19 protein-coding genes, 1 riboswitch and 1 other annotated feature are annotated in these 21,022 nt (G+C 39.6%); of the genes, 7 read left to right on the plus strand and 12 right to left on the minus strand.

Annotated elements, in window-relative coordinates:
• Nucleotides 1-39 precede the first annotated feature (39 nt).
• The 4 genes from AE2B122_RS08980 to AE2B122_RS08995 form a co-directional block, all read right to left on the minus strand.
• Complete coding sequence (locus tag AE2B122_RS08980) at nt 40-1,014, minus strand: sensor histidine kinase KdpD (RefSeq protein WP_175073832.1); 975 nt, start codon at nt 1,012-1,014, stop codon at nt 40-42.
• Nucleotides 1,011-1,709 (minus strand): response regulator transcription factor, encoded by a 699-nt coding sequence (locus tag AE2B122_RS08985; protein ID WP_305852007.1) that lies wholly within the window; start codon nt 1,707-1,709, stop codon nt 1,011-1,013. The genes AE2B122_RS08980 and AE2B122_RS08985 overlap by 4 nt, the downstream gene beginning before the upstream one ends.
• Before the next feature lie 261 nt (nt 1,710-1,970).
• The gene (locus AE2B122_RS08990) at nt 1,971-2,933 is read right to left on the minus strand and encodes a hypothetical protein (RefSeq protein ID WP_095269283.1); all 963 of its coding nucleotides are present in this window, start codon (nt 2,931-2,933) and stop codon (nt 1,971-1,973) included.
• Nucleotides 2,934-3,241: 308 nt separating this feature from the next.
• On the minus strand, nt 3,242-4,939 hold the full coding sequence (locus AE2B122_RS08995; RefSeq protein WP_175073833.1) for a methyl-accepting chemotaxis protein: 1,698 nt from the start codon (nt 4,937-4,939) through the stop codon (nt 3,242-3,244).
• 271 nt (nt 4,940-5,210) lie between these two features.
• Nucleotides 5,211-5,428, plus strand: a binding site (T-box leader).
• 39 nt (nt 5,429-5,467) lie between these two features.
• On the opposite strand from AE2B122_RS08995, the gene proS reads away from it, so the two are divergent.
• Entirely contained in the window at nt 5,468-6,904 is a 1,437-nt protein-coding gene (gene proS / locus AE2B122_RS09000) for a proline--tRNA ligase (RefSeq protein WP_175073834.1), read from the plus strand.
• A 79-nt stretch (nt 6,905-6,983) separates the two neighbouring features.
• Here proS and AE2B122_RS09005 read toward each other — a convergent pair whose 3' ends face one another.
• A complete protein-coding gene (locus AE2B122_RS09005; protein WP_095220423.1) occupies nt 6,984-7,424 on the minus strand; it encodes a GNAT family N-acetyltransferase in 441 nt (146 codons plus the stop codon).
• A 185-nt stretch (nt 7,425-7,609) separates the two neighbouring features.
• Between AE2B122_RS09005 and AE2B122_RS09010 the strand changes: the two genes are divergently transcribed.
• Nucleotides 7,610-7,984: a hypothetical protein gene (locus AE2B122_RS09010; protein WP_175074081.1), complete on the plus strand. Its 375-nt coding sequence runs from the start codon at nt 7,610-7,612 to the stop codon at nt 7,982-7,984.
• Between the two features lie 58 nt (nt 7,985-8,042).
• Here AE2B122_RS09010 and AE2B122_RS09015 read toward each other — a convergent pair whose 3' ends face one another.
• The 3 genes from AE2B122_RS09015 to AE2B122_RS09025 all read right to left on the minus strand — a co-directional run bounded on the left by AE2B122_RS09015 (nt 8,043) and on the right by AE2B122_RS09025 (nt 11,723).
• Entirely contained in the window at nt 8,043-9,191 is a 1,149-nt protein-coding gene (locus AE2B122_RS09015; RefSeq protein WP_175073835.1) for a glycerate kinase, read from the minus strand.
• Nucleotides 9,192-9,224: 33 nt separating this feature from the next.
• Nucleotides 9,225-10,493, minus strand: a complete 1,269-nt coding sequence (locus AE2B122_RS09020; protein ID WP_095220425.1) for a GntP family permease — start codon at nt 10,491-10,493, stop codon at nt 9,225-9,227.
• A 123-nt stretch (nt 10,494-10,616) separates the two neighbouring features.
• Nucleotides 10,617-11,723, minus strand: coding sequence for a sugar diacid recognition domain-containing protein (locus tag AE2B122_RS09025; protein WP_175073836.1), 1,107 nt, complete (start codon nt 11,721-11,723; stop codon nt 10,617-10,619).
• Nucleotides 11,724-11,854: 131 nt separating this feature from the next.
• Here AE2B122_RS09025 and AE2B122_RS09030 point away from each other — a divergent pair, with 131 nt between their 5' ends.
• Both AE2B122_RS09030 and AE2B122_RS09035 read left to right on the plus strand, forming a co-directional pair.
• Nucleotides 11,855-12,394, plus strand: a complete 540-nt coding sequence (locus AE2B122_RS09030; protein WP_175073837.1) for a sigma-70 family RNA polymerase sigma factor — start codon at nt 11,855-11,857, stop codon at nt 12,392-12,394.
• Nucleotides 12,372-13,796: a DUF4179 domain-containing protein gene (locus tag AE2B122_RS09035; RefSeq protein WP_095269299.1), complete on the plus strand. Its 1,425-nt coding sequence runs from the start codon at nt 12,372-12,374 to the stop codon at nt 13,794-13,796. Before AE2B122_RS09030 ends, AE2B122_RS09035 begins: the two co-directional genes overlap by 23 nt.
• Nucleotides 13,797-13,981: 185 nt before the next feature.
• On the opposite strand, the gene AE2B122_RS09040 is transcribed toward AE2B122_RS09035, so the two are convergent.
• Nucleotides 13,982-14,665 carry a hypothetical protein gene (locus tag AE2B122_RS09040; RefSeq protein WP_175074082.1) on the minus strand — a complete coding sequence of 228 codons (684 nt, stop codon included), beginning with the start codon at nt 14,663-14,665 and terminating at the stop codon, nt 13,982-13,984.
• Between the two features lie 263 nt (nt 14,666-14,928).
• Here AE2B122_RS09040 and AE2B122_RS09045 point away from each other — a divergent pair, with 263 nt between their 5' ends.
• Both AE2B122_RS09045 and AE2B122_RS09050 read left to right on the plus strand, forming a co-directional pair.
• Nucleotides 14,929-16,491 (plus strand): ribonuclease YeeF family protein, encoded by a 1,563-nt coding sequence (locus AE2B122_RS09045; RefSeq protein ID WP_175073838.1) that lies wholly within the window; start codon nt 14,929-14,931, stop codon nt 16,489-16,491.
• A gap of 5 nt (nt 16,492-16,496) precedes the next feature.
• Nucleotides 16,497-17,027: a DUF2247 family protein gene (locus AE2B122_RS09050; RefSeq protein ID WP_175073839.1), complete on the plus strand. Its 531-nt coding sequence runs from the start codon at nt 16,497-16,499 to the stop codon at nt 17,025-17,027.
• A 91-nt stretch (nt 17,028-17,118) separates the two neighbouring features.
• Here AE2B122_RS09050 and AE2B122_RS09055 read toward each other — a convergent pair whose 3' ends face one another.
• Complete coding sequence (locus AE2B122_RS09055) at nt 17,119-17,847, minus strand: hypothetical protein (protein ID WP_175073840.1); 729 nt, start codon at nt 17,845-17,847, stop codon at nt 17,119-17,121.
• 79 nt (nt 17,848-17,926) lie between these two features.
• Entirely contained in the window at nt 17,927-19,291 is a 1,365-nt protein-coding gene (locus AE2B122_RS09060) for an amino acid permease (protein ID WP_175073841.1), read from the minus strand.
• Nucleotides 19,292-19,414: 123 nt separating this feature from the next.
• Nucleotides 19,415-19,493: riboswitch (glycine riboswitch) on the minus strand.
• Nucleotides 19,494-19,755: 262 nt separating this feature from the next.
• Here AE2B122_RS09060 and AE2B122_RS09065 point away from each other — a divergent pair.
• Nucleotides 19,756-20,049 (plus strand): hypothetical protein, encoded by a 294-nt coding sequence (locus AE2B122_RS09065; protein ID WP_095220445.1) that lies wholly within the window; start codon nt 19,756-19,758, stop codon nt 20,047-20,049.
• Between the two features lie 101 nt (nt 20,050-20,150).
• Here AE2B122_RS09065 and AE2B122_RS09070 read toward each other — a convergent pair whose 3' ends face one another.
• Nucleotides 20,151-20,915, minus strand: coding sequence for a DUF2268 domain-containing protein (locus AE2B122_RS09070; protein ID WP_175073842.1), 765 nt, complete (start codon nt 20,913-20,915; stop codon nt 20,151-20,153).
• Nucleotides 20,916-21,022: the final 107 nt, after the last annotated feature.

Genomic DNA, 21,022 nt, shown 5'->3' on the forward strand with positions numbered 1-21,022 from the left:
TGATTTCCTTCACTTTACCAAAGGAAACTGTCATTCTACTTACGGAATCCTTACGACTTTCTTAAGTTTGGCGTAATCGTTTAATTTAGGCTTCGGGAATGTGAGTGTAAAGGTGGTTTTCGTATACGGTACACTGGAGAAATGGATGCGCCCCTGCATCTGCTCTGTCAATCGCTTCGCAATCATTAACCCAAGGCCGCTGCCCTGTGCTGCAGCAGTTCTAGCATCATCTGCTGTATAAAGCCGCTCGAAGATTCGATCTTTATCAGCCTCTTGTATTCCTTTTCCTTTATCCCATACATCTATGTAGACGTTCTCCTCATCCTGGCGCAGGGTCATGCCAACGGTTTTCCCGTCCTTCCCGTAGCGAATGCTATTAGACAATAGATTTTCTAGAATTCGTGTCAGCGCGGCAGGATCTGCTTCTATATGTATCGATTCCTCCGGCAAATCAATATGTACAGCAAATCCTTTACTTGTTAACGTATCGTAATAGCCAAGTATCGCTTTTCGGCAAACTTCGTTCAGTGGAATCCGCTCTATTTCCAACTTCCAATCCTCCGATTCCAGCTTCGCCAGATCAAAGAAGGTATTGATCAATTCCGCAACCTCCATGACCTTTACTTGCACTTTGGCCAAAAGTACTTCTCTCTCTTGCGCACTAAACTGCTTATCATGCTGAATCGTCTCAATATATCCTGTTATAACGGTGAGCGGCGTTTTCAAATCATGCGAAACATTAGAAAGCATTCGGTTGGTGGATATCCGAAGACGCGCCAAATCTGCCAGTGATTCCTGATGATAATCTAGTAAACTATTAATCTCATTCAGCAAATCACGCATCCTTTGATCATCTGTCACTAACAATAGCCTCTCAGCGGAATCCGTTGCCGTGATGGCTTTGAGTTTCTCCGTCATATACTGCAATTCGCGGCTCATTTTCCTCTTTGTACGAAAATGCAGAAACAGCAAGACACCTAAGCACACTACTAATAAAGCAACAACATAAATCATGTGTGCATCTCCATTTTATAGCCAATACCCCATATCGTTTTTATATACATAGGAGCAGATGCATCATCCTCGATCTTCTCTCGCAGTCTGCGGATATGGACGTTAATGACATTATCATCCCCGTAATACGCTTCCTTCCATACACTTTCAAACAGCTGTCCCTTTGTGAACACTTGATTCGGACTTGTCGCGAGCAAGCTTAAAATCTGGAATTCCTTCACTGTCAGGTTAATAGGCTCCCCTTTTTTGCTGACAGAAAAGGAATTCAAATTGATATTCAAATCACGCACGCTCACTACTTGCTCTTTCTCTTCATGCTGCTGGCTGTACTGCTTCGACCTCCGCAGTGCCGCCTTTACCCTAGCGGTTAATTCAATAAGAGAAAACGGCTTCCCTATGTAATCATCTGCACCAAACCCAAGCCCCAGCGCCTTGTCCACATCACTATCCTTGGCAGACATGATTAAAATCGGCAGCATACTCTCACGCCTGATCAGCTGCACAATATCCAAACCATTAAAAGCAGGCAGCATCAAGTCGAGAATAATCAGATCTACGTTTTCGTGCGCAAACAGATCCAACGCTTCCTGGCCATCAAATGCGGTGAAAACCGTATATCCTTCTTTCTTCAAATGAGACTCAACCATCTCATTAATCTGTGTATCATCTTCAACTAGCAGTATGGTTTCCTGCAATTTCTTCACTCCTTTCGCAAATTCATCATCAAGTAGCCTCTTCTTTTATAAGTACAGTATACGGGAAAATAAAATCGTTTTTGTTTTATTTTCCATTCAATATGCAGGAACTATATAATTATCCAGAAGAGTCAAACTCCCATGAAGAAAGGAAACTAGTACGATATCACGTATACCCTTTGATATACGCTAAAAAAAGACATCCTTCATTTGGACATCTTTTCATCATTCAACACCGCAAACATGCCCTGTATTACACACTTAACTAATATCCTTTTTCATTTCTTTCTTTTTCCAGTAAGAACCTGTCTTCTTCTTCCTTCTCATCAAGAAAGCTGTGAAGAGAAATAGCACAGTCAAAATGAAGGTCATGAAGTACATGAATAAATGCTCCAAGTAAAAGAAAATATCCGCTGATCCAGCATCACCGAGATGGACCTTATATGGTTCACCAGCGGGATGACTAATCTTGATGGAATCGCCGGTCTCATAATAGACACTTGGTTTTACCAACTTTGTCATATGAATGGGATTGCCTTGTTCATCCTTATACGTGAATGCCAAGTAATAGTATGCTGCTTCATAGCGGCCGTAACCAGGGTCACTATAGTTGTCTGTGATGATTGCTTCCGTCTGTATTTGCTCACCAGCATGAGACTGAATTACATTGGCGATACTTAATCCTAATGATATGTATACAAGCAAGAATCCAAGCACTAATAAACTTTTATAAATCCCTCCCACAATCTTCGTTAAGTACTTCTCCATCCTCCCCCCGATCACAGGTAACATTGTAATCAATACAACAGGACCAAATACTAATGGTGCGGAAAAAGCCAACAGCAAAAGTAAGTTTACGATTACGTCCATATCACCTAAGGACTGAACATTAAAGGAGTTAATACTCTCTCTCTTTAGCACTTCACCATTCTGCATCGTTTCGTATTCATCCAATGGTACTTGGACTAAATCTTCATTCCCTGAATTTATTATCAGAACAGTTTCTACTTCTTCATTTGCAGCGGCATAGTAGGTTAGATTGCCATATAAATCACTATAGACAGTCTTACCTTCCACTATCATTTCCTTGATCTCTGATTTTGGAAATAATGCCTCATAGATTTCTTTAGAAGAAGTGACTACGATAAAAATACATAATGCCAACAAGAAAATACTTAGTGCAGTATAACCGATTCCAGCGCCTATTCTTTTGATCCATTCCACGCAATCGGCTCCCTTCAAAGGACTGGATTTAAATACACATATTTCCGTTTTTATAAACTGATACTATCATAATCTTGTTACAACATCTTAGGACACGCAAGAATTCGTATTACTAACTTGGTAACATGTTTGGTACGCCATGAATAACAACAATCAATACAGGATATTATTCAGCGAAGGCAGCAATATGCTAAAGAAGAGGCATAGAATCTAGATTCTACTATAAAGGATGAGTGGGGTTATTGGAGGAATAAAATCCTGATAGCAATAAGTAAAAACAGCCTCCCGTTCACGGGAGGCTGCTTCCATTAAAATTTAAATTTCGCCAGTGCCGCTTGTAAATCCATCGCCATACCAGAAAGAGCTTCAGATGATGCTGAAATCTCTTCCATAGCAGCAGATTGCTGCTGTGATGCAGCTGCATTCGTTTCATTTGATTCAGCGTTTTCACGTGCAGTCTTTTTGACTTTGTCCATTACGTCTACAATGCTTTTACTTCCGGAAGAGACCCCTTCAATTGTTTGGGACACTTCTTGGACATTGTTTGTCACTTGATCTATTGCTTGTTTAATAGACTGGAAGGAATCGTTGACGTTTTCTGTTTTTCTGATGCCCTCTTCCACATTATCCGCACCGTGCTGCATGGCTGTAACAGCTTTACCTGTTTCGGTTTGGATATCCGAAATAAGAGAAGCGATCATCTCACTGGAATTAGCCGATTGCTCAGCCAGTTTTCTCACTTCATCTGCAACCACAGCAAAGCCTTTACCTTGTTCACCAGCTCTGGCTGCTTCAATTGCTGCATTCAGTGCCAGTAAATTCGTTTGGTTTGAAATATCTCTTATCAGATTGACGATTGTCCCGATTTCTTTCGATTTTTTATCTAATCCATTCACGAATAAACCGATTTCGTTAACGGAATTATTGATTTCACTCATCTGTTTTACAACAGCACGCACTGCTTCTGTTCCATCCTGCGAATTCCGGGATGCAGCATCCGATAATGAAAAGATTGATTGGCTGTTCGTTCGCGCTTCTTTTACACGTGCCTGCATGTGCGCAACAGACGTTACCACTTCTTCCACATGTTGCATGGTGAGCTCTGTGCCATTAGCTGCTGTCTGAGTGGCTGCTGCTATCAGTTCAGCAGATTTAGAGCTTTCTTCTGCACTGGCCGTCAATTCTTCGGATGAAGCTGCTACCTGATCAGATGTCTCAGCGATAGTTTTCATGACATCTGATAGATTCTCTCGCATCTCACTTAGATTCATTGTCAGCTGTCCAATTTCATCGTTCGAAGAATCCTCAACAACGTCAGAAAAATCACCTTTACCTGCATTGTGCATCGCCTGAGAGATGCGACCCAGTCTTTTCTTAATACCTCGGGTGAAGAACAATACTACCACGACGACTAAAATCACAACGATGACCAAAACAACAACAAATATTTTTGTGAAATCCACAATACTTGATGCAACCATGCTATCCGAAGCTCCGACATACCATATGCCAACAACTTCTCCTTGTTCATTTTTAATTGGTGAATAGGCAGTCTGGTAACTGTTTCCGACTACCTCCGCTTCTCCGTAGTAGGTTTCTTCCTTCTCAATAACGGTTTGTTTAACTGCATCTGAAACCTGTGTTCCGACAGCACGTTCCCCATCTGTCATTACATTCGTAGCAACACGAGTATCCTGTTGAAATATCGTTACAGTATCCCCTGTCAATTCCCCTATCTGGTCTACCAAATCATAGTTATCGTTCATTTTGGTTTCACCTTTGTACAAGGTCCCATCCCTGATTTCCCAGGAACCAGGATGAACTGCATTGATATACTCTTCAGCCAGCCGCAGATCTGATTTTGCTTTTTCTAATGCAATACCTTTCATTCCGTGCGTCATATTATTCATTACCACATACGAGATAATTCCAGCGAATAGTAGGACTACTGTTAACACAAGTAAATTTATTTTTGTGCCCAGTTTAAAACGATTGATGACTTTCATTCGTCACCCTCCTGATGTTTTCTAGCCACTACTGCCGTGAAATTAGCTGCGAATATGTATACATGATGCGTTTTCCCGTTTACAGTGGCTTAACATATATCGGCTATATTTTTCAGAATTAAAATTGTAAATTGTGGGATTGGCAGTAAATGGATTTACTTTCCATCCCCCCCTTAATAAATGCGCTTACGCATACTATAACCCATCAAATTTTTAGGTGGATATATGTTATTGAATTCTCGTTGACAACTTGCTATATTAAATTATAAATACCTAATCAATGATGTGATCAAGTAAATAAGGATTGTGAAACAGAAAATATAGCCTTGGCTGCGAGCTATATCACCCCTCCTTATTGAACCCTACCACGGAGATGTTAGATAAAAACTAACCGAGTCGTTTCGTTATAAACGTATAGAGGACTTAATATCTTATATTAAGTTGAACTAAGGTGGTACCACGTCTGTTAAGCATAGAGACGTCCTTTTTGGACTCTCTATGCTTTTTTATATTGGAGGAGGAAAAACGATGTCTCAAAAGACAAATGATTTTACAAAATGGTATATTGATACGATTCAAAAAGCTGATTTGATTGATTACACGCCAGTTCGCGGCAGTATTGCATTCAAACCAGATGGTTATGAAATCTGGGAGCATATTAAAGAAGAAATGGATAAGCGGTTTAAAGAAACAGGTCACCGGAATGCCTACTTCCCGATGCTGATTCCTGAATCTTTCTTCCAAAAGGAAAAGGATCATATCGAAGGCTTCTCGCCGGAGCTTCCTTGGGTTACAGAGGCGGCTGGAGAGCAGTTAGAAGAACGGTTGGCACTGCGCCCGACTTCTGAAACTATGATTGGTCATTTGTATTCTAACTGGATTAAGAGCTATCGGGATCTTCCAGTACTAATCAATCAGTGGGCGAATGTATTCCGCTGGGAAAAGAAAACTCTCCCATTCATTCGTACTTCAGAATTCCTATGGCAGGAAGGTCATACTGCTCACGTGGATGAAGAGGATGCGCGTAAGGAAACGATGCAGATGCTGAACGTCTACAAAGAAGTCGTTGAAGAATTACTTGCAATCCCTGTTTATGATGGGCAAAAGACTCCATCCGAACGCTTTGCTGGTGCGGTTGATACATTCTCCATTGAAGCAATGATGAAAGACGGAAAAGCTGTGCAAGCAGGTACCTCCCACTACATGGGTACTAAATTTGCGGAAGCATTTGATATTAAGTATCTAAACAAAGAGAATAAGCACACGCATGTGCATACCACATCCTGGGGCACGTCCACACGTCTGATTGGATCAGTTATCATGGTTCATGGTGATGAACAAGGACTTGTCCTGCCACCGAGAATAGCACCGACACAAGTTGTGTTGATTCCAGTCGGTCCATGGAAAAAGAACCCTGCCATCATGGAGAAATTAGACGAAATCTTTGCAGCTCTTAAATCACAAGGCATCCGTGTTCGTCTAGATGATTCAGATCAATCACCAGGCTATAAATTCAATGAATGGGAGCTTAAAGGTGTCCCTGTACGCATTGAACTAGGACCACGTGATTTAGAAAATAATCAAGCATTGATGAAAGCCCGCGATGCAGAGGAAAAAACTGCCGTTGCTTTAGAATCTGTTGTCGAAAGCATTCTAAAAGAACTTGAAACGATGCAAACTCGACTATTCGAGAAAGCAAAAGCATTCCGCGCGGAGCATTCACATACCCATATCGATACAATGGAACAATTAAAACACCATCTTGAAGAGTCCGAACAAAACAGCCAATTCCCTGGCTGGGTTCTAGCAGGCTGGTGCGGAGACGATGCTTGTGAGGAAGGCGTAAAAGAAGAAACGAAATTCACAACACGGAACATTCCATTCAACCCGCCAACAACAAAGAAAACTTGCCTGCATTGCGGCAAAGAAGCAAAGCATACCGCTTGGTTTGCTCGTGCTTATTGATTTCTAAAGCAAAAAAATGGATTGATCAAATAGATCAATCCATTTTCTTTATACTTCACCATTCATAATGGATGTGGGATTAGTATCTTTTCTCCATCAAAAGACATACCTTCCCCTCGCTTACTTCTTCTTCATACGGTGTATAGCCCATTTCCCCCCAAAAACAAACAGCTGATTTATTTCTTTTATATACTGCAAGGCGGCACGTATTCGTTTGTCGGCGTAACATACTTTCAAAATAATCATAAGCTTGCTTGGAGGTATTCGATCCCTGAAACTTCTTATGAATTACAAATGACTCTATCCAAGGTGTATTATCTAAAGGATTTTTCATCGTAAAATCAACGATTCCAATATACTTATGATCATTTTTGATGAGCATGCGACTCATATTATAGGATTGCGCTTTAACAAATTCTGTTTTGATATCTCCTATAGTAATTGTTTTTCTATTTCTGGATACTAGATTGTATTCCGGATTGGAATTCCTTATTGCAAGTTCTATAAACATCTTATTCATGTCGTTTTTCTCTAGACTAAACATAATAGTGATTAGTAGAACCTCTCTTTTGTTTAATAGCTTGTTTTTTATAAGCTACAACATCAACGTGTTTTTTACGTGTCCTTTACAAGGTGTTCATTGCAAAAGTGCATCCCAAGGACTCATTACCCAAAAACCTCTTCAAGGAGAATAATCAAGCTTTGATGAAAGCTCGCGATGCGAATGAAAAAGCAGCCGTAGCTTTAGAATCTGTTGTAGAGAACATCCAAAAAGAACTTGAAACAATGCAAACTCGACTATTCGAGAAAGCAAAAGCATTCCGCGCAGAGCATTCCCATACGCATATCGATACTATGGAACAACTGAAACAGCATCTGGCAGAGTCCGAACAAAATGGCCAAATTCCTGGCTGGGTTCTAGCAGGCTGGTGCGGTGACGATGCTTGTGAGGAAGGCGTAAAAGAAGAAACGAAATTCACAACACGCAACATTCCATTCAACCCGCCAACAACAAAAAACACTTGTCTGCATTGCGGCAGAGAAGCAAAACATACAGTTTGGTTTGCTCGTGCATACTGATTATTAAATACCGAAAAAGGATTGATCTCCATAGATCAATCCTTTTTTATATACCAACCTATAACGGCATCCTAGACTTTACAGTTTTCATGGAAGCAGCGATGTTTCGTGCCGTTTTTTCCATATATTCTGCTGCATGCTCAAAAGCTTCCGGAAGTGTTACCACACCTGGAACGATGCTGAAAAGAACATCAATTCCATGCTCGTACACGACATCACTATCTTTGGATAACGAACCTGCAAGTCCTATCACCGGTACACCATATTTTTTAGCTGCTTTCGCTACACCAATTGGCGTCTTTCCATAAATGGTTTGACTATCAATCCGGCCCTCTCCAGTAATAACAAGGTCTGCATCCTTAACTGCTTCCTCGAAATCCACAGCGTGCAGGACAATATCAATTCCTCTTTTTAAATCCGCATTCAAGAAAGCCAACAAACTTGCCCCAAGGCCTCCAGCTGCACCGACACCCTCTATATCCCGGAAGGACTTCCCAAGAGCTTTTTCGGCAATATCAGCAAAGTGGGACAAATTCTTATCGAGTAATTCAACCATATCAGGTGTGGCCCCCTTTTGGGGACCGAAGATTGCGGAAGCACCTCTAGGTCCCGTCAAAGGATTATCCACGTCACAAGCTACTTCCACTCGGACATCCTTCAATCTATTATCCAAACCGGCTAAGTCTATTACAGCTAACTGTGCGAGTGCACCGCCGCCATCACCTATGTCTTTGCCAGCCTCATCAAGCAGCCTTCCTCCGAGCGCCTGAATCATACCGGCTCCCCCATCGTTTGTGGCACTGCCGCCAAGCCCGATAATGATATGCTGTACACCAAGATCAAGTGCAGCAGAAATTAATTCCCCCGTTCCCTTGGTAGAGGTGGTTAAAGGATTCCTATCTTCTGTTGGGACAAGATGCAAGCCCGATGCGGCAGCCATCTCTATGACAGCTGTTTCCCCATCACCCATTAAGCCAAAGAATGCTTTGACTGGCTTTCCTAAAGGACCCGTTACAGTCCGTTCTTCAATCTTACCGTTTGTAGCATCCACGAGTGACTGCACGGTTCCCTCGCCGCCATCTGCCATTGGCATTTTATTGTAGACAGCATCCGGAAAAATCATTTTGAAGCCTCTCTCAATTGCATTAGCAACTTCCAGAGCTGATAAGCTTTCCTTATATGAATCGGGTGCGATTACAATTTTCATAGCTATACATCCTCTCTTTCAGAATTGACTACGTTAACCAAACAGCTTAAAGACCCCAAATATAAGTGTTGAAATAATTGCAAGCGTCAGACCGACTAAAGACTCGTAAGGCATCAGCTTTAACCGTTCCTTGATGCCCATATTGACGCTTCCTGCTGTCGCATGGAAAAAGCTCCCGTGCGGCAAGTGGTCCAGCACCGTTGCACCCGCATGTATCATGGCAGCTCCAGCTAAAGCCGACACACCCAAATCCAAAATGGTGCCACTGAAAACGCTGCTCGCTACTGCCGTACCAGCTGTTGTGGAAGCAGTTGCTGCTGACATGAAGATCCCGGAAACAGGCGCCAGTACGTAAGCTGGCAACCCTGTCGCGTTTAACGCATTAATCAAGACATCCTTCAATGCAGAGTTAGCTATGATTCCAGCCAATGTTCCCGTACCTAAAAGCATAATGGCTACGCCGGACATTTTATTCAAACCAGAAATTGCGTATTCATTGATTTTCCTCGTCTTTTTCATGGCGATTGCTCCAATGATACCCCCAATCGGCAAAGCAACCATCGGATCAATGTTGATATCAAATAGAGGTCGCAAAGAGAGCAGAATAATCGTGACTAGCGGCGCAATCAATGCAGTTATGAATATTGGCAGCTTCGTGTTATCTGTCATTTCTACATCCTGGCTCGCTACCGCAGTACCCTTTTTAACAAGCCGTTTTGCCAAGAGATACGTAACAGCAACACCGAAAACAGCTGGAATGATTCCGGCAGCCATAACGGATGTAAGCGGAACGCCAAATGCGTCAGAAGCAGCAATCGCATTCGGATTAGGCGACATAATATTCCCTGCCTTACCTCCACCGATCATTGCTAAAAGAATAGCCGTTTTTGATAGATTTGCACGCTTCGCAATGGCTAAAGCGATTGGTGATACAGTAATGACTGCTACATCTACGAAAACCCCGACTGTAGTTAGGATCATCGTTGCAATTGCTAATGCCAGCAATGCACGCGTTTCTCCGATTCTTTTGACTATTGTTTCCGCTATCGAGGATGCCGCCCCCGATTCAATTAAGACACCGGCCAGGATACCTGCAGCTAAAATTCGCAAAACTGCCGGGATGATATCTTGTGCCCCTTCCATCATTAAGGCGACGGTATCTGTAATATTCACACCACCAATTAACCCACCGATCAAAGCTCCAGCTACCATTCCATAGGCTGGCGGCACTTTTCTTAAAATAAGAATAATTGCTATGACTAAGGCGCTTATCGCTCCTAAAGCGCTTACAGTAACATCCATGCTGATCCCTCCACAATGCGTAATCGTTATATAGTTATTGTAAGCGTTTTCTATAATGGTTGCATTGTGAAAAGACATAAAATAATCACGGGGAAAATTCACTCTAATTGTGCATTTGCACAATTAGCTAATATCATGCAGCAGCTTTGCCATATAAAGTTCCATTAAATCTTTTGCATTACGCGGGTCCTTGCCTGTCAGTTCGGTAATTTTATCAAGGCGGTACCTCAGCGTATTCCGGTGAATAAACAAGCATTCTGCGGTCTTGTTTAATTCCCCACCCTCTCTTATATAAGCTTCCAATGTATGGATTAGTTCTCCCTTTCTCCCTTGATCCAGAAGCTGGTGGTAGTAAGAAAAAATAGTTTTGTCCTCGTCCTCAACTAATTTTGCTAGGATTATCTCTAACTGGTAATCCTCGTATCGATAGAAGCTCCTGTTTGGCCTCAGCTTACTTCCTACCAGAATTGCTCTTTTGGCTTGATCAAATGAAGATTTTAATTGTTTAATGCGTTCTGCCAATCCCCCGCTGCCAATTAGGATGGTGTCGGATGATACCTTTGACACCCGCTTCAAAAATGTGTTTATATCTTTGTTGGTATCAATAACAACTGCTGCTTTGAGAATTATTATGTCATTATTAAAAGTGACACCGATCAAATCTTCCCTGCCAATTTCGTATTGAATAGATGTAATGAGTCTTTGAATCGAGGCATCTGAGCCCTTCATTACAATCGCAATTCTAGGAAGCTCTAAATTAATTCCAAGAAGGCCCGCACGCTCTTTTATTACTTCTTGATCCAAGCCTTCTTCCGAAATAAGCTGATTCACAATCTCACTTTGTGCCCTTTGCTTCCATTGCACTCTCTCCAGCAAAAAAGACTGCTCCAACACTAATTCTGCCGCCATTTTCACAAGCTGGGCATAACTTCGGATTTGCTCCGGTTCACCTGTAATTCCCACAACGCCGACAACTTGATTATTAAAAAGGATAGGTAAATTAATTCCGGGCTTTGAACCTTTCATTCCCTCGACACTGGCATTATCCATCTCGAGACTTTCACCTTTTTCAAGAACGAGAAGCGCACCCTCATGAAGCTGATGAATCCTTTCGCTTTCTCCGGAACCAATGATAACCCCTTCCTGATTCATGACATTTATATTTCTATTCAATATTTTCATCGTACGCTCTACAATTTCCTGAGCAAGTTCATACGTTAAAAATTGCATCTTTTCACCCACCTTGCTGATTCGTTTCATTTAGAATCTATTATAGTAAAGTTTGGATAAATAATATCTCTCTTTTAGTGAAACTTTTCCATTACATAACTGCTCTAACATAGTGAAAGGAGGGTCTTCATTTGGACAAACAAATAAAACTTGTCAAAAAAGCCATGCGCGGTAATGAAAAAGCATTTGAAAAGCTAGTAGAGAATGAAAGTGAGAAATTATATAAAACAGCTTTTTTATATATGCGAAATCAAGAGGATGCCCTGGACGTACTCCAGGAAACAATCTATAAAGCATATATATCGATAGAACAGATAAAACAGCCTGAGTTCTTTACCACTTGGTTAACAAAAATATTAATCCGTACTTCTTATGACTTCCTCAGGAAGAAAAAGAAAGTCATTCTAGAAGAAAGCTTTTTGTCTACCCAGCTTACAGAACAAAGTTATGACATTGAAGGTAAACTTGACCTTTTACATGCAATTTCTAAATTGAACAATAATCACCAGACCGTTATTATTTTATTCTACTATCATGATATGCCTATTCGTTGTATAGGCGAAACACTCAATATGCCTGAGAATACTGTTAAAACAAATCTTCGACGTGCAAAAATTGACCTGAGAAGACTATTGGGAGGGATGGAATATGAACAAACAGGACATCAATGATGAAATCAATAAAATAGAGTTCCCTCGTAATGAAGTGATGAACGCAATTAATAATGGAATCAAAATAGGCCGAAGGGAAAAGGGAATGAAAAATAAATCGGGTCTTAAAAAGGTCGTAGCTGCGTCATCAATTGCTGCCTCTGCCTTGCTGGTATCAGGATTACTATTCGCACCAGTCACCAACGTTCTTGCTTCTGTCCCGATAATCGGTGCTATATATGATAGATTCAGTATGCAAATCGGATATGAATTGTTTGAAAGCAATTTGATTACTCAAATAAATGATGAAGCAAAAAGTAATGGTATAGAGATAACTATTACAAGTGCTTATTATGATGGGAATGTCATCGGTCTGACATTTAAAGCAGAAGGAGATAGGGTCTCTTTGGATAGAATTGGCGAGCAAGAAGAACCTGAAGTGGGATATAGTTTTCACTTATCTGACGGTGATGAACAAAAACAATGGTCATCCAGTATGACAACTGGTTTGGAAAAGACATCGGACGGCTACGTGGGTGCAATGGAATTTGATAATCCCAATGCTGATCTGCCCGAAGATTATACATTACCACTAACCTTCACCTCTATTACAGGAGTAAAAGGTATCTGGAAGTTCGACGTTCCAGTTAAGCAAATTCCTTCAGAGACAATAGCCGTAAAAGGTGAAAGTATCTCTAAGGAAAATAAGGATTATTCTATTCAAATAGATTCGGTCACGAAAGGGAAAGCCACCACATTCTTGGATTACAAAACTACATTCCCACTAGACGGAAAAAATGATGAAATTAATATAACTGTATTTGATGATAAGGGCAATCGTCTCTCGAAAAGTCATGCAGATGTGCTGTCAGTAAATCAAAGCAACGGTCTAGTGGAAAATGATATTAGAGAATTATTTAGCAGCAAAATAGCAAAGAACACTGAGTATCTAACAATTAAACCCGAAATTATAAAGGACGAAGTAGATACCCTAAGCTCTTTAGATAAGCGCACTCCTTTTGTTGTAGATAGTAATCGATTTGAATATAAAATACAGGTTAACAATATTAAACAGAATGAAAATCAACTTATTTTAGAATATGGTATTCAAAATGTTGATTCTGAAGAGTTAGGAAAAGATATTGTCCAAAACTTCGCAGACTTCATCATGCTTATAAAATCTGATAATATCCATAAAGATGATGACGGACAGCTAGATATGAATCAAATGGTTGATCATCAAATTCGTAGTAATCAAGTAAAAGAAATAGATGATGATTATCCTCATTTTCAATCTGTCTTTACCATTAATAATGTCAAAGATATAAACATAAAAGACTACTCTATAACAGTTCCATTTGGTATTTTAAGCAGCAATACACCTATTGAGATGGAACCAGTTATAGTTGAATTAAAATATTAGTAATTAAGGGGGGGCTAATCTTAGTCTCCTTTCCTTTTAACAAGCTGAGTTCCCTTTCTTATTTGCTCCCACCAAATAATTCTCTCTCTATAATTAGAGAATCAACTAACGGACAATCAGTAGTTGAAAAATATCATAGATTTAGATGGACAAGACATCCAGCAACAAGACTACAGTACGAGAAATCAAATCCCCCCTGTTATCTTGTCTATTTTCAACTGACTAACAACAGAAGAAATTAATGTATCCAATGGATTAATTATAGGATTAGATGTCATGTACTCAACTTCCTTGGCTGCATCAACCATAGATAATTGAGCAACAGAGATAATCTTATCTCTCTTAATGATTTTGCTAAGGTACTTGGAAATCTCTCTATCGTATTCCTGTTTCAACCCTTTCATAATTAACTTAAAAGTATTATCTATGACGATTACATCTATATTTAAAGTTTTTTTATGCTTCGAAGCATATTGATTCAGTCGTTCCATCGTACCATTCACAGTAGCGGGATTTGTAAACAGGATTGTCTGAGGTTGTTTTATATTAGTAATGATTTCAAAATAAGGTTCATCAATTTTATAAATAGGTATTGATGTTGATAATTCTTCTTCCTGTAAAACTGCAATGTAGTTTGTGCAGGTAATAAGAATAGCATCAACATCGCATTGAGCAATCCATTCTATTTGCTGTTTAACTTTGTTTTGAGCGTCTGCTGCTTTGAAAGTTTTATCATATGTGAATCGATGCATTAATCCGGGGTCAACAAAATGGATTAATTCTATATCATATGATGAAAGTGCCTTCTCGATATAATCAATATTAGAATAATGAGCGTGTAAACACCCTAACTTTCTTTTCAAATCAATTCCACTGCCCCTCTGTTTATGTTTTATTTCAGACTATTCTATCAACTAATTCATAGAATTGTCTATGTGAAGAGAACATTACTAGAGTCGCCTCTCCCTATACTGGCTGTTCCTCAAAACACAAATAAGACTTTTGCCTCGTTTTTCCATAATGCAGCTGTATTTCACCAGTAAATTCGATGTGTTTTTCCTATTTCTCCTTACACCAAATTTTTCCTTTATTATAATTACACTAGGATATCAGCTAACGGAAAAACCAGGTGGTGAAAACAATTAAAAATCTAGATGTACAAGACATCCAGCAGCAAGTCGACAGTACGAAGGATTTCATCAGTAAAACAAAGGAAAACGTCGAACAAGTTAAGCAAGCTCTAAACGGCATCACAACCCTGCATGATGGATTTTCAGGTAATACCGCGGACTCCATCCGCTCCTTTTACGAGGAAGCACACAAGCCCTTCCTCGAATTCATGGAAAGCTTTTTGGTACAATATGAAGAGGCACTAAGCTCGGTCAATGATCAAGCCCTCTCCTTCGAACCGAATGAAAGTGGCTTTATACGCCAGGAGTTTTTAGAAGGCGAACTGACTAGTAAAATGCAGAAAGCACAGGACAGTCTGTCTGCTACAACTGACATGATCAATCAGCAGCTTAATAGCGTCAGTGATCTAGCATCCGTATCACATGTAAAAGATAACGTATTTCTAGAATCCATTGCCGATGCAAAAAAGAGAATCACTAAAACAGTTGATAATATGTACGAAATGGACTCGAATGCTACCAGCAAGCTTGATAAGTCTGAGGACGATATGCAGCAGATGAAGACGTATATGTCGAAGCTGAGGACTGCGATTGATAAGAATAATATTAGTGTAGAAAATTTCAATATAACTCAATTTAACAGTGAGTTTTTCTCTTATCATAATGAATTTAAGCTGATGGCTAAAGGCAGGAATGCTCTTGCGACTGGTGAGTCAGCGGCGATAACAGCTGAGGAATTTAACAAGCTTTATCCATATATCAAGAACGAAAAGAATGTAATAGATGAATATTACGAGTGGGATGGTACTTATCACACACTGAAAGATGGACGAATCATCCGTCATTACATGCACGATACTGGTGAGTCATATGAATTTGTTGATAAAATTCCAGAACCACGTTCCAAACCGCTTTCAGATACAGAAGAGTTTGTCTATGGCGCTGTAGGTGGAGTTTGGAATTTCTTTACGGAGGATCTTGCTACTGTTTTGAATCCGGAGGCGACTAAATGGGAAAAAGCATTTGCGTTAGCTATGTTTCTCCCTGTAGGTAAACCAGTGAAGATAATTGATAGGGGCAGTGGATTTGTTTCTGATGGTATTAAGTCTCTTGATAAGATAATAGATAATCATAACAGCGTGAAAAAGGGGGCAAAAGAGAGCCAACCCAAAGATTATCATAAAGTGAGTGGAAGTAAAGAAGCTGGTAAGAAGATTTCACATCCTGTATTGGACAATACACGATCTGGGAGCGCCTTAAAAGATCCAGATGGCCAACATGGATTTAATGATATTATCGATAATTACACTCCACACGCTAAGGAATTTGAGATAATTGGTGGTGATGGGGCTTCTAGGAACTTATATCAAATTGAAGGTGGCATGAAGTATTACGATTATAAGGATTCATATAATAAAAACTTAAGGATTAATGAGCGTATATCAACCGTTAAAGATCAAAATGGAATATTCGAATGGATTGTTGACCCAAATACAGGGGTTACCCATAGAAGATTTATTCCTAATGGACAAATTACAGGTACTCCAAATCAAAGGCCAAGGTGATTATAATGAAAATTCCAGTGAATTTTTTTAAAGAAAATAATATTAGATACGATTGGAGAACAATTTTTACGGGATTTAAAATGCACATATTAAAATCGGAAGACATAACTAATTATGCAGTTGAATATCTCACGATTCATCCAGAAACAGAAAACGAGAACATTATTCAGCTCGCTTGGGGCGGCCATCAATTAGATAGCGATAGTCTATTGAGTAATATACTGCAAGATTACTATAATTCTGATTTAAATATAGAAAATGATGAGTGGCACATAGAAAAGAGAAAATGGCGATTTTGCATACTTACTTTATTAAAAATTAAGTATCACGATAACTCGGAGGAATTACTAAACATAATTACTGAGGTCTATGCAGATTTTAATTATCCAGAAGACATGGATAGCTTTATAAATTATTTAACTCCTAAGGATGGCTATGACCCATCAAAATATTCAAAAGAAGAAAACGTGTCTAGACTTATAAGTTTATTTAATGAATTTCTCGACAAAGAGCGTCATTACTTACAAGGCATTTAAGCTATCTGTAAAGGACTTCCTTCCGTTAATACTATTTAATACTAAGAAGCCCATACTGTATGAGTGGGCTTCTTTCTTTTTTCTATATAACTCATTTTTTATGTTTGAATTTCATATACCTCTTATTTATCCTAGTTCTTTTATGTGCTAATTCATTGTCAACAATAGAGTTTCTTAACTGTAATTCTGATACCAGCTTACTTAAGTTCTTAAGCTTATATATATTTGTAAAATCTCTCAAAACATATACCAGTGAAGCAACAATAATAATAGTGCCTAGAAGGGTTAAATATAATGTTAATAAAGAGATACCGAGCTGACTATTCCCCCCGATTATTTCTTTTAGACTGTAAGACAATAAGCCTGTTATAAAAAGTGCTAAAGAGAACTGTCTAATTGTGTTAGTAAAAGGAAATCTTTGTGTATCTTCAAATAATTCCATTTCCTTTTTTATAATAGTATCTAAGATTTCATATTGTTTAATAGATTTAATTCCATACTTTTCTTCTATAATCTTTCCAATTTCATTGAGTCTGTATTCTTCATATTCTTTATAATTCCTATGGTTATATTTTATGTTTTTCATTTGTAACCTTCTCCCCCAGATTACTGCTGAGATATAGATTACAACTAATACAAACAATAGCCATGCTTTATTTGTAGTCTTATCCATATTAAAATACACAATGTAAAATCCAATAGCAGAAATCACTATAAAAATAACAGGAAAGAGTATTATCTTGCTATCTTTATAATTCTCCTTCAACACATTCCAAAAACCGTAATTCTTATCGTAGGCTTTTATAAGATCTCTTATCATCTAATACCTGCCACCTTCTTGAATTAAATTTAGTATTACAAGAAACCCAAACTAAGTTTAAGATCTGGTAAAACTTGAACTAAGACTTTATACTTTGGTTTTCATCTTTTCTCCCCTTAGCATTATATAACCCAAACAACAAAATAAACCACAACGGAGTCAACAACAACGCCGGCCGCGTTTCATCAGCCACCAGCATAATAACCAGAACTCCCGCAAACAACGCCAGCACAGCATAGTTCACAAACGGTGTAAACGGTGCCTTAAACGTTGTTTTCTTCTGTAATTCCGGACGTGTTTTCTTATATTTAATATGACAGATAAGAATGATGCTCCAAACCCAAATAAAACAGATAGCACTAATGCTCGTGACAATTCCAAAGGCTTGTTCCGGTATGAGTTTGCTTAAGAGTGCTCCCACAGATACGACAATGGCAGATAGCCATAAAGCGTTCGCTGGAACGTGCTTTTTGTTCAGTTTAGCAAGCTGGGCTGGGCCTTGATCTTGTTTGCTTAGATTATATAAGGTGCGGCTTGTGGAGAACATGCCGCTATTCCCTGCTGATGCTGCTGATGTTAATACGACGAAGTTGATGATACCTGCAGCGATTGGGATTCCTACTAAACTAAATGTCTTCACGAATGGACTTTCAGCTGCATTCAGCTCTGTCCATGGATTTATCATTAATAGGATTAGTAGTGCTCCAACATAGAAAAATAATATTCGTAATGGAATTTTATTGATCGCTGATGGGATGTTCTTAGCCGGGTTAGCTGTTTCAGCTGCGGATACCCCGATTAATTCCACTCCAACATAAGCAAAGACGACCATTTGGAAGGCTAACAAGAAACCAGAAATTCCATTCGGAAATAGTCCTCCATGCTCCCATAGATTCGTAACCGAAACTGTTCCTGTATCTGTTTGGAAACCTATCACCAGCAGAACAATTCCTATCCCAATTAAAGCAAGAATCGTAACTACCTTGATCAATGCGAACCAAAACTCCAATTCTCCGAATAGCTTTACCGTCAATAGATTTAGCCCTAATAAAACGACGACACAGATAAGTGCAGGTATCCATTGCGGGATATCAAACCAATAGTTTACATACACCCCGACAGCAATTACATCTGCCATCGCTGTCATAATCCAGCAAAACCAGTACGTCCACCCCGTCACGAACGATGCCCAAGGTCCAAGATAATCTTCAGCAATGTCTGTAATAGATTGATAGCCTGCTTTCGATAAAAGCAGCTCACCTAGTGCTCGCATCACGAAAAACAGTGCTATACCTACAATCAAATAAGCAAAGATGATAGAGGGACCAGCCAGCTGTATCGCTTTTCCGGATCCCAAAAATAATCCGGTACCAATCGTACCGCCAATGGCGATCAGCTGCACATGTCTATTGGATAAGTCCCTCTTTAACTCTTGTTGTGCCAAATCTAGCTCCTCCTTCAATTCAACCCAATAAAAAAAGAGATCGGAGGCTCTCTCCAATCTCTTGATCACAAGAATAACAAATACTATTGGTCATACGCGCGCAGCATAACACAAATACATATCCGATACTCTTCTGTCCTTTTGCCTGAGATTGTGAACCCTTCGGCGCCGCGACTTTCGCGGTCTCTCCAGAAGCTGCTCCTGCTATAGTGTGATCCATAGCATTCATAGCTTTATTATTAAGTTATTTAGATTCTTCCTGAATATTGATTATTCTAGTCCTTGTTAGATTTTTTGTCAAACCCTATTTTGTATCTCAGCTTGTCATTAACGCTGGCAGCAACATGTCAACATTTTATGTGCTGTTCACCAAGATTCCGCTAAACCCCTAAGATATGTGTACCCTTCGATATTTTATTCAGGACATATAATACCCTGTATCCTAAAATTATGGAGGTGAAGATATGTCAGTTGGACAATATCGTTCATTATGCCAAAGATATAGCGGTAAAGCAGTTGAAATTCGTTGCCATGACGGAAAAGTTCATAGAGGGATTATACAGCGTATAGACCGAGATCGTGTTTATTTGCAGCCTATGGGCCGCTCCAGAAACTTTGGTGGTTTCGGTTACGGTGGTTATGGAAATGGTTATGGCGGCGGTTACGGTCGCAGTTTTGGCCGCGGCTTTGGCTTTGGTTTTGGAGTAGCTTTTGGGGCCATCGCAGGAATAGCCTTGCTTTCTCTATTCTGGATCTGACTATATAACAGTTTCAATATAGATTTATCATGACAGCGCATGAAAAAGCCTGGAATTGGTGCAGCCGGGCTTTATTCATGTCCACAAATCTCCATAAACCCTTACATATCGCCGGTAATAACACTAGCATCAACAGCCAGCAATTCTTTACTGGATAAGCTGTGTCTTTCCATATAGTTTTTAACTACATGATAGCCAGCACAATACCCCAGCATCTTCGGATATTTACGATAACCAAACAGAATGGCTTCATATTCATAATCCTGGCGCAAAAGCTGCTGCTTCGGAAAAATATATTCAGACCACATTTTTTCGATTTTCTTATCAGAATAAAAGGATGCCCAGCTAGCAGTCAGTTCTTCTCCCAATCTCTCCCTAACAGCATTTTCAGCTATCCCTTCTAATACGATTGTATCCAATAAAGTGTACATCTCTTCCTTTTTATCCAAACGATTCAGCCGGCAAACATGGTTATATTCATGCGTAAATATTGCTTTGATCTCCTCTTCTGTATTTTCTGGGGATATAAATAAAAAAAGCTTATCCTTGAATGCCAGACCGGATTTTCCACCCAATTGCTTTTGAATCCATTTATTACGTTCATCTGAAGGGAAAATATAGATAGGTATATCCGGACCTCCCCACTCCTTTTGCAGCAATGCCTCGTCCTGCTGCACAACCTCCCACACCTTATCACCCAGTTGTTTACTCTTCTTCTTTAACGGGCGGTACATGCCATGACGTATGAAGTAATCATATATTTCAGCTGCAGAAGCATCAGTAAAAAGTTCAGTTAGCTTCTCGCATAGTGCGATCGGATCCTCATAATCATCAAGCAGCCATTCATCCGTTCTGATTACGCTCATTTTCCTCCCCCTAACAACACTAATTTATTCAATGGAAGCGAGTCTGGTCAGCATGAAGGCTAATAGCACAAAACTTTTCCGTATTCATAGCATATTGCAATGATGTC

The organism is Terribacillus sp. AE2B 122 (genome assembly GCF_902497585.1).
Classification (GTDB): domain Bacteria; phylum Bacillota; class Bacilli; order Bacillales; family Amphibacillaceae; genus Terribacillus; species Terribacillus saccharophilus_A.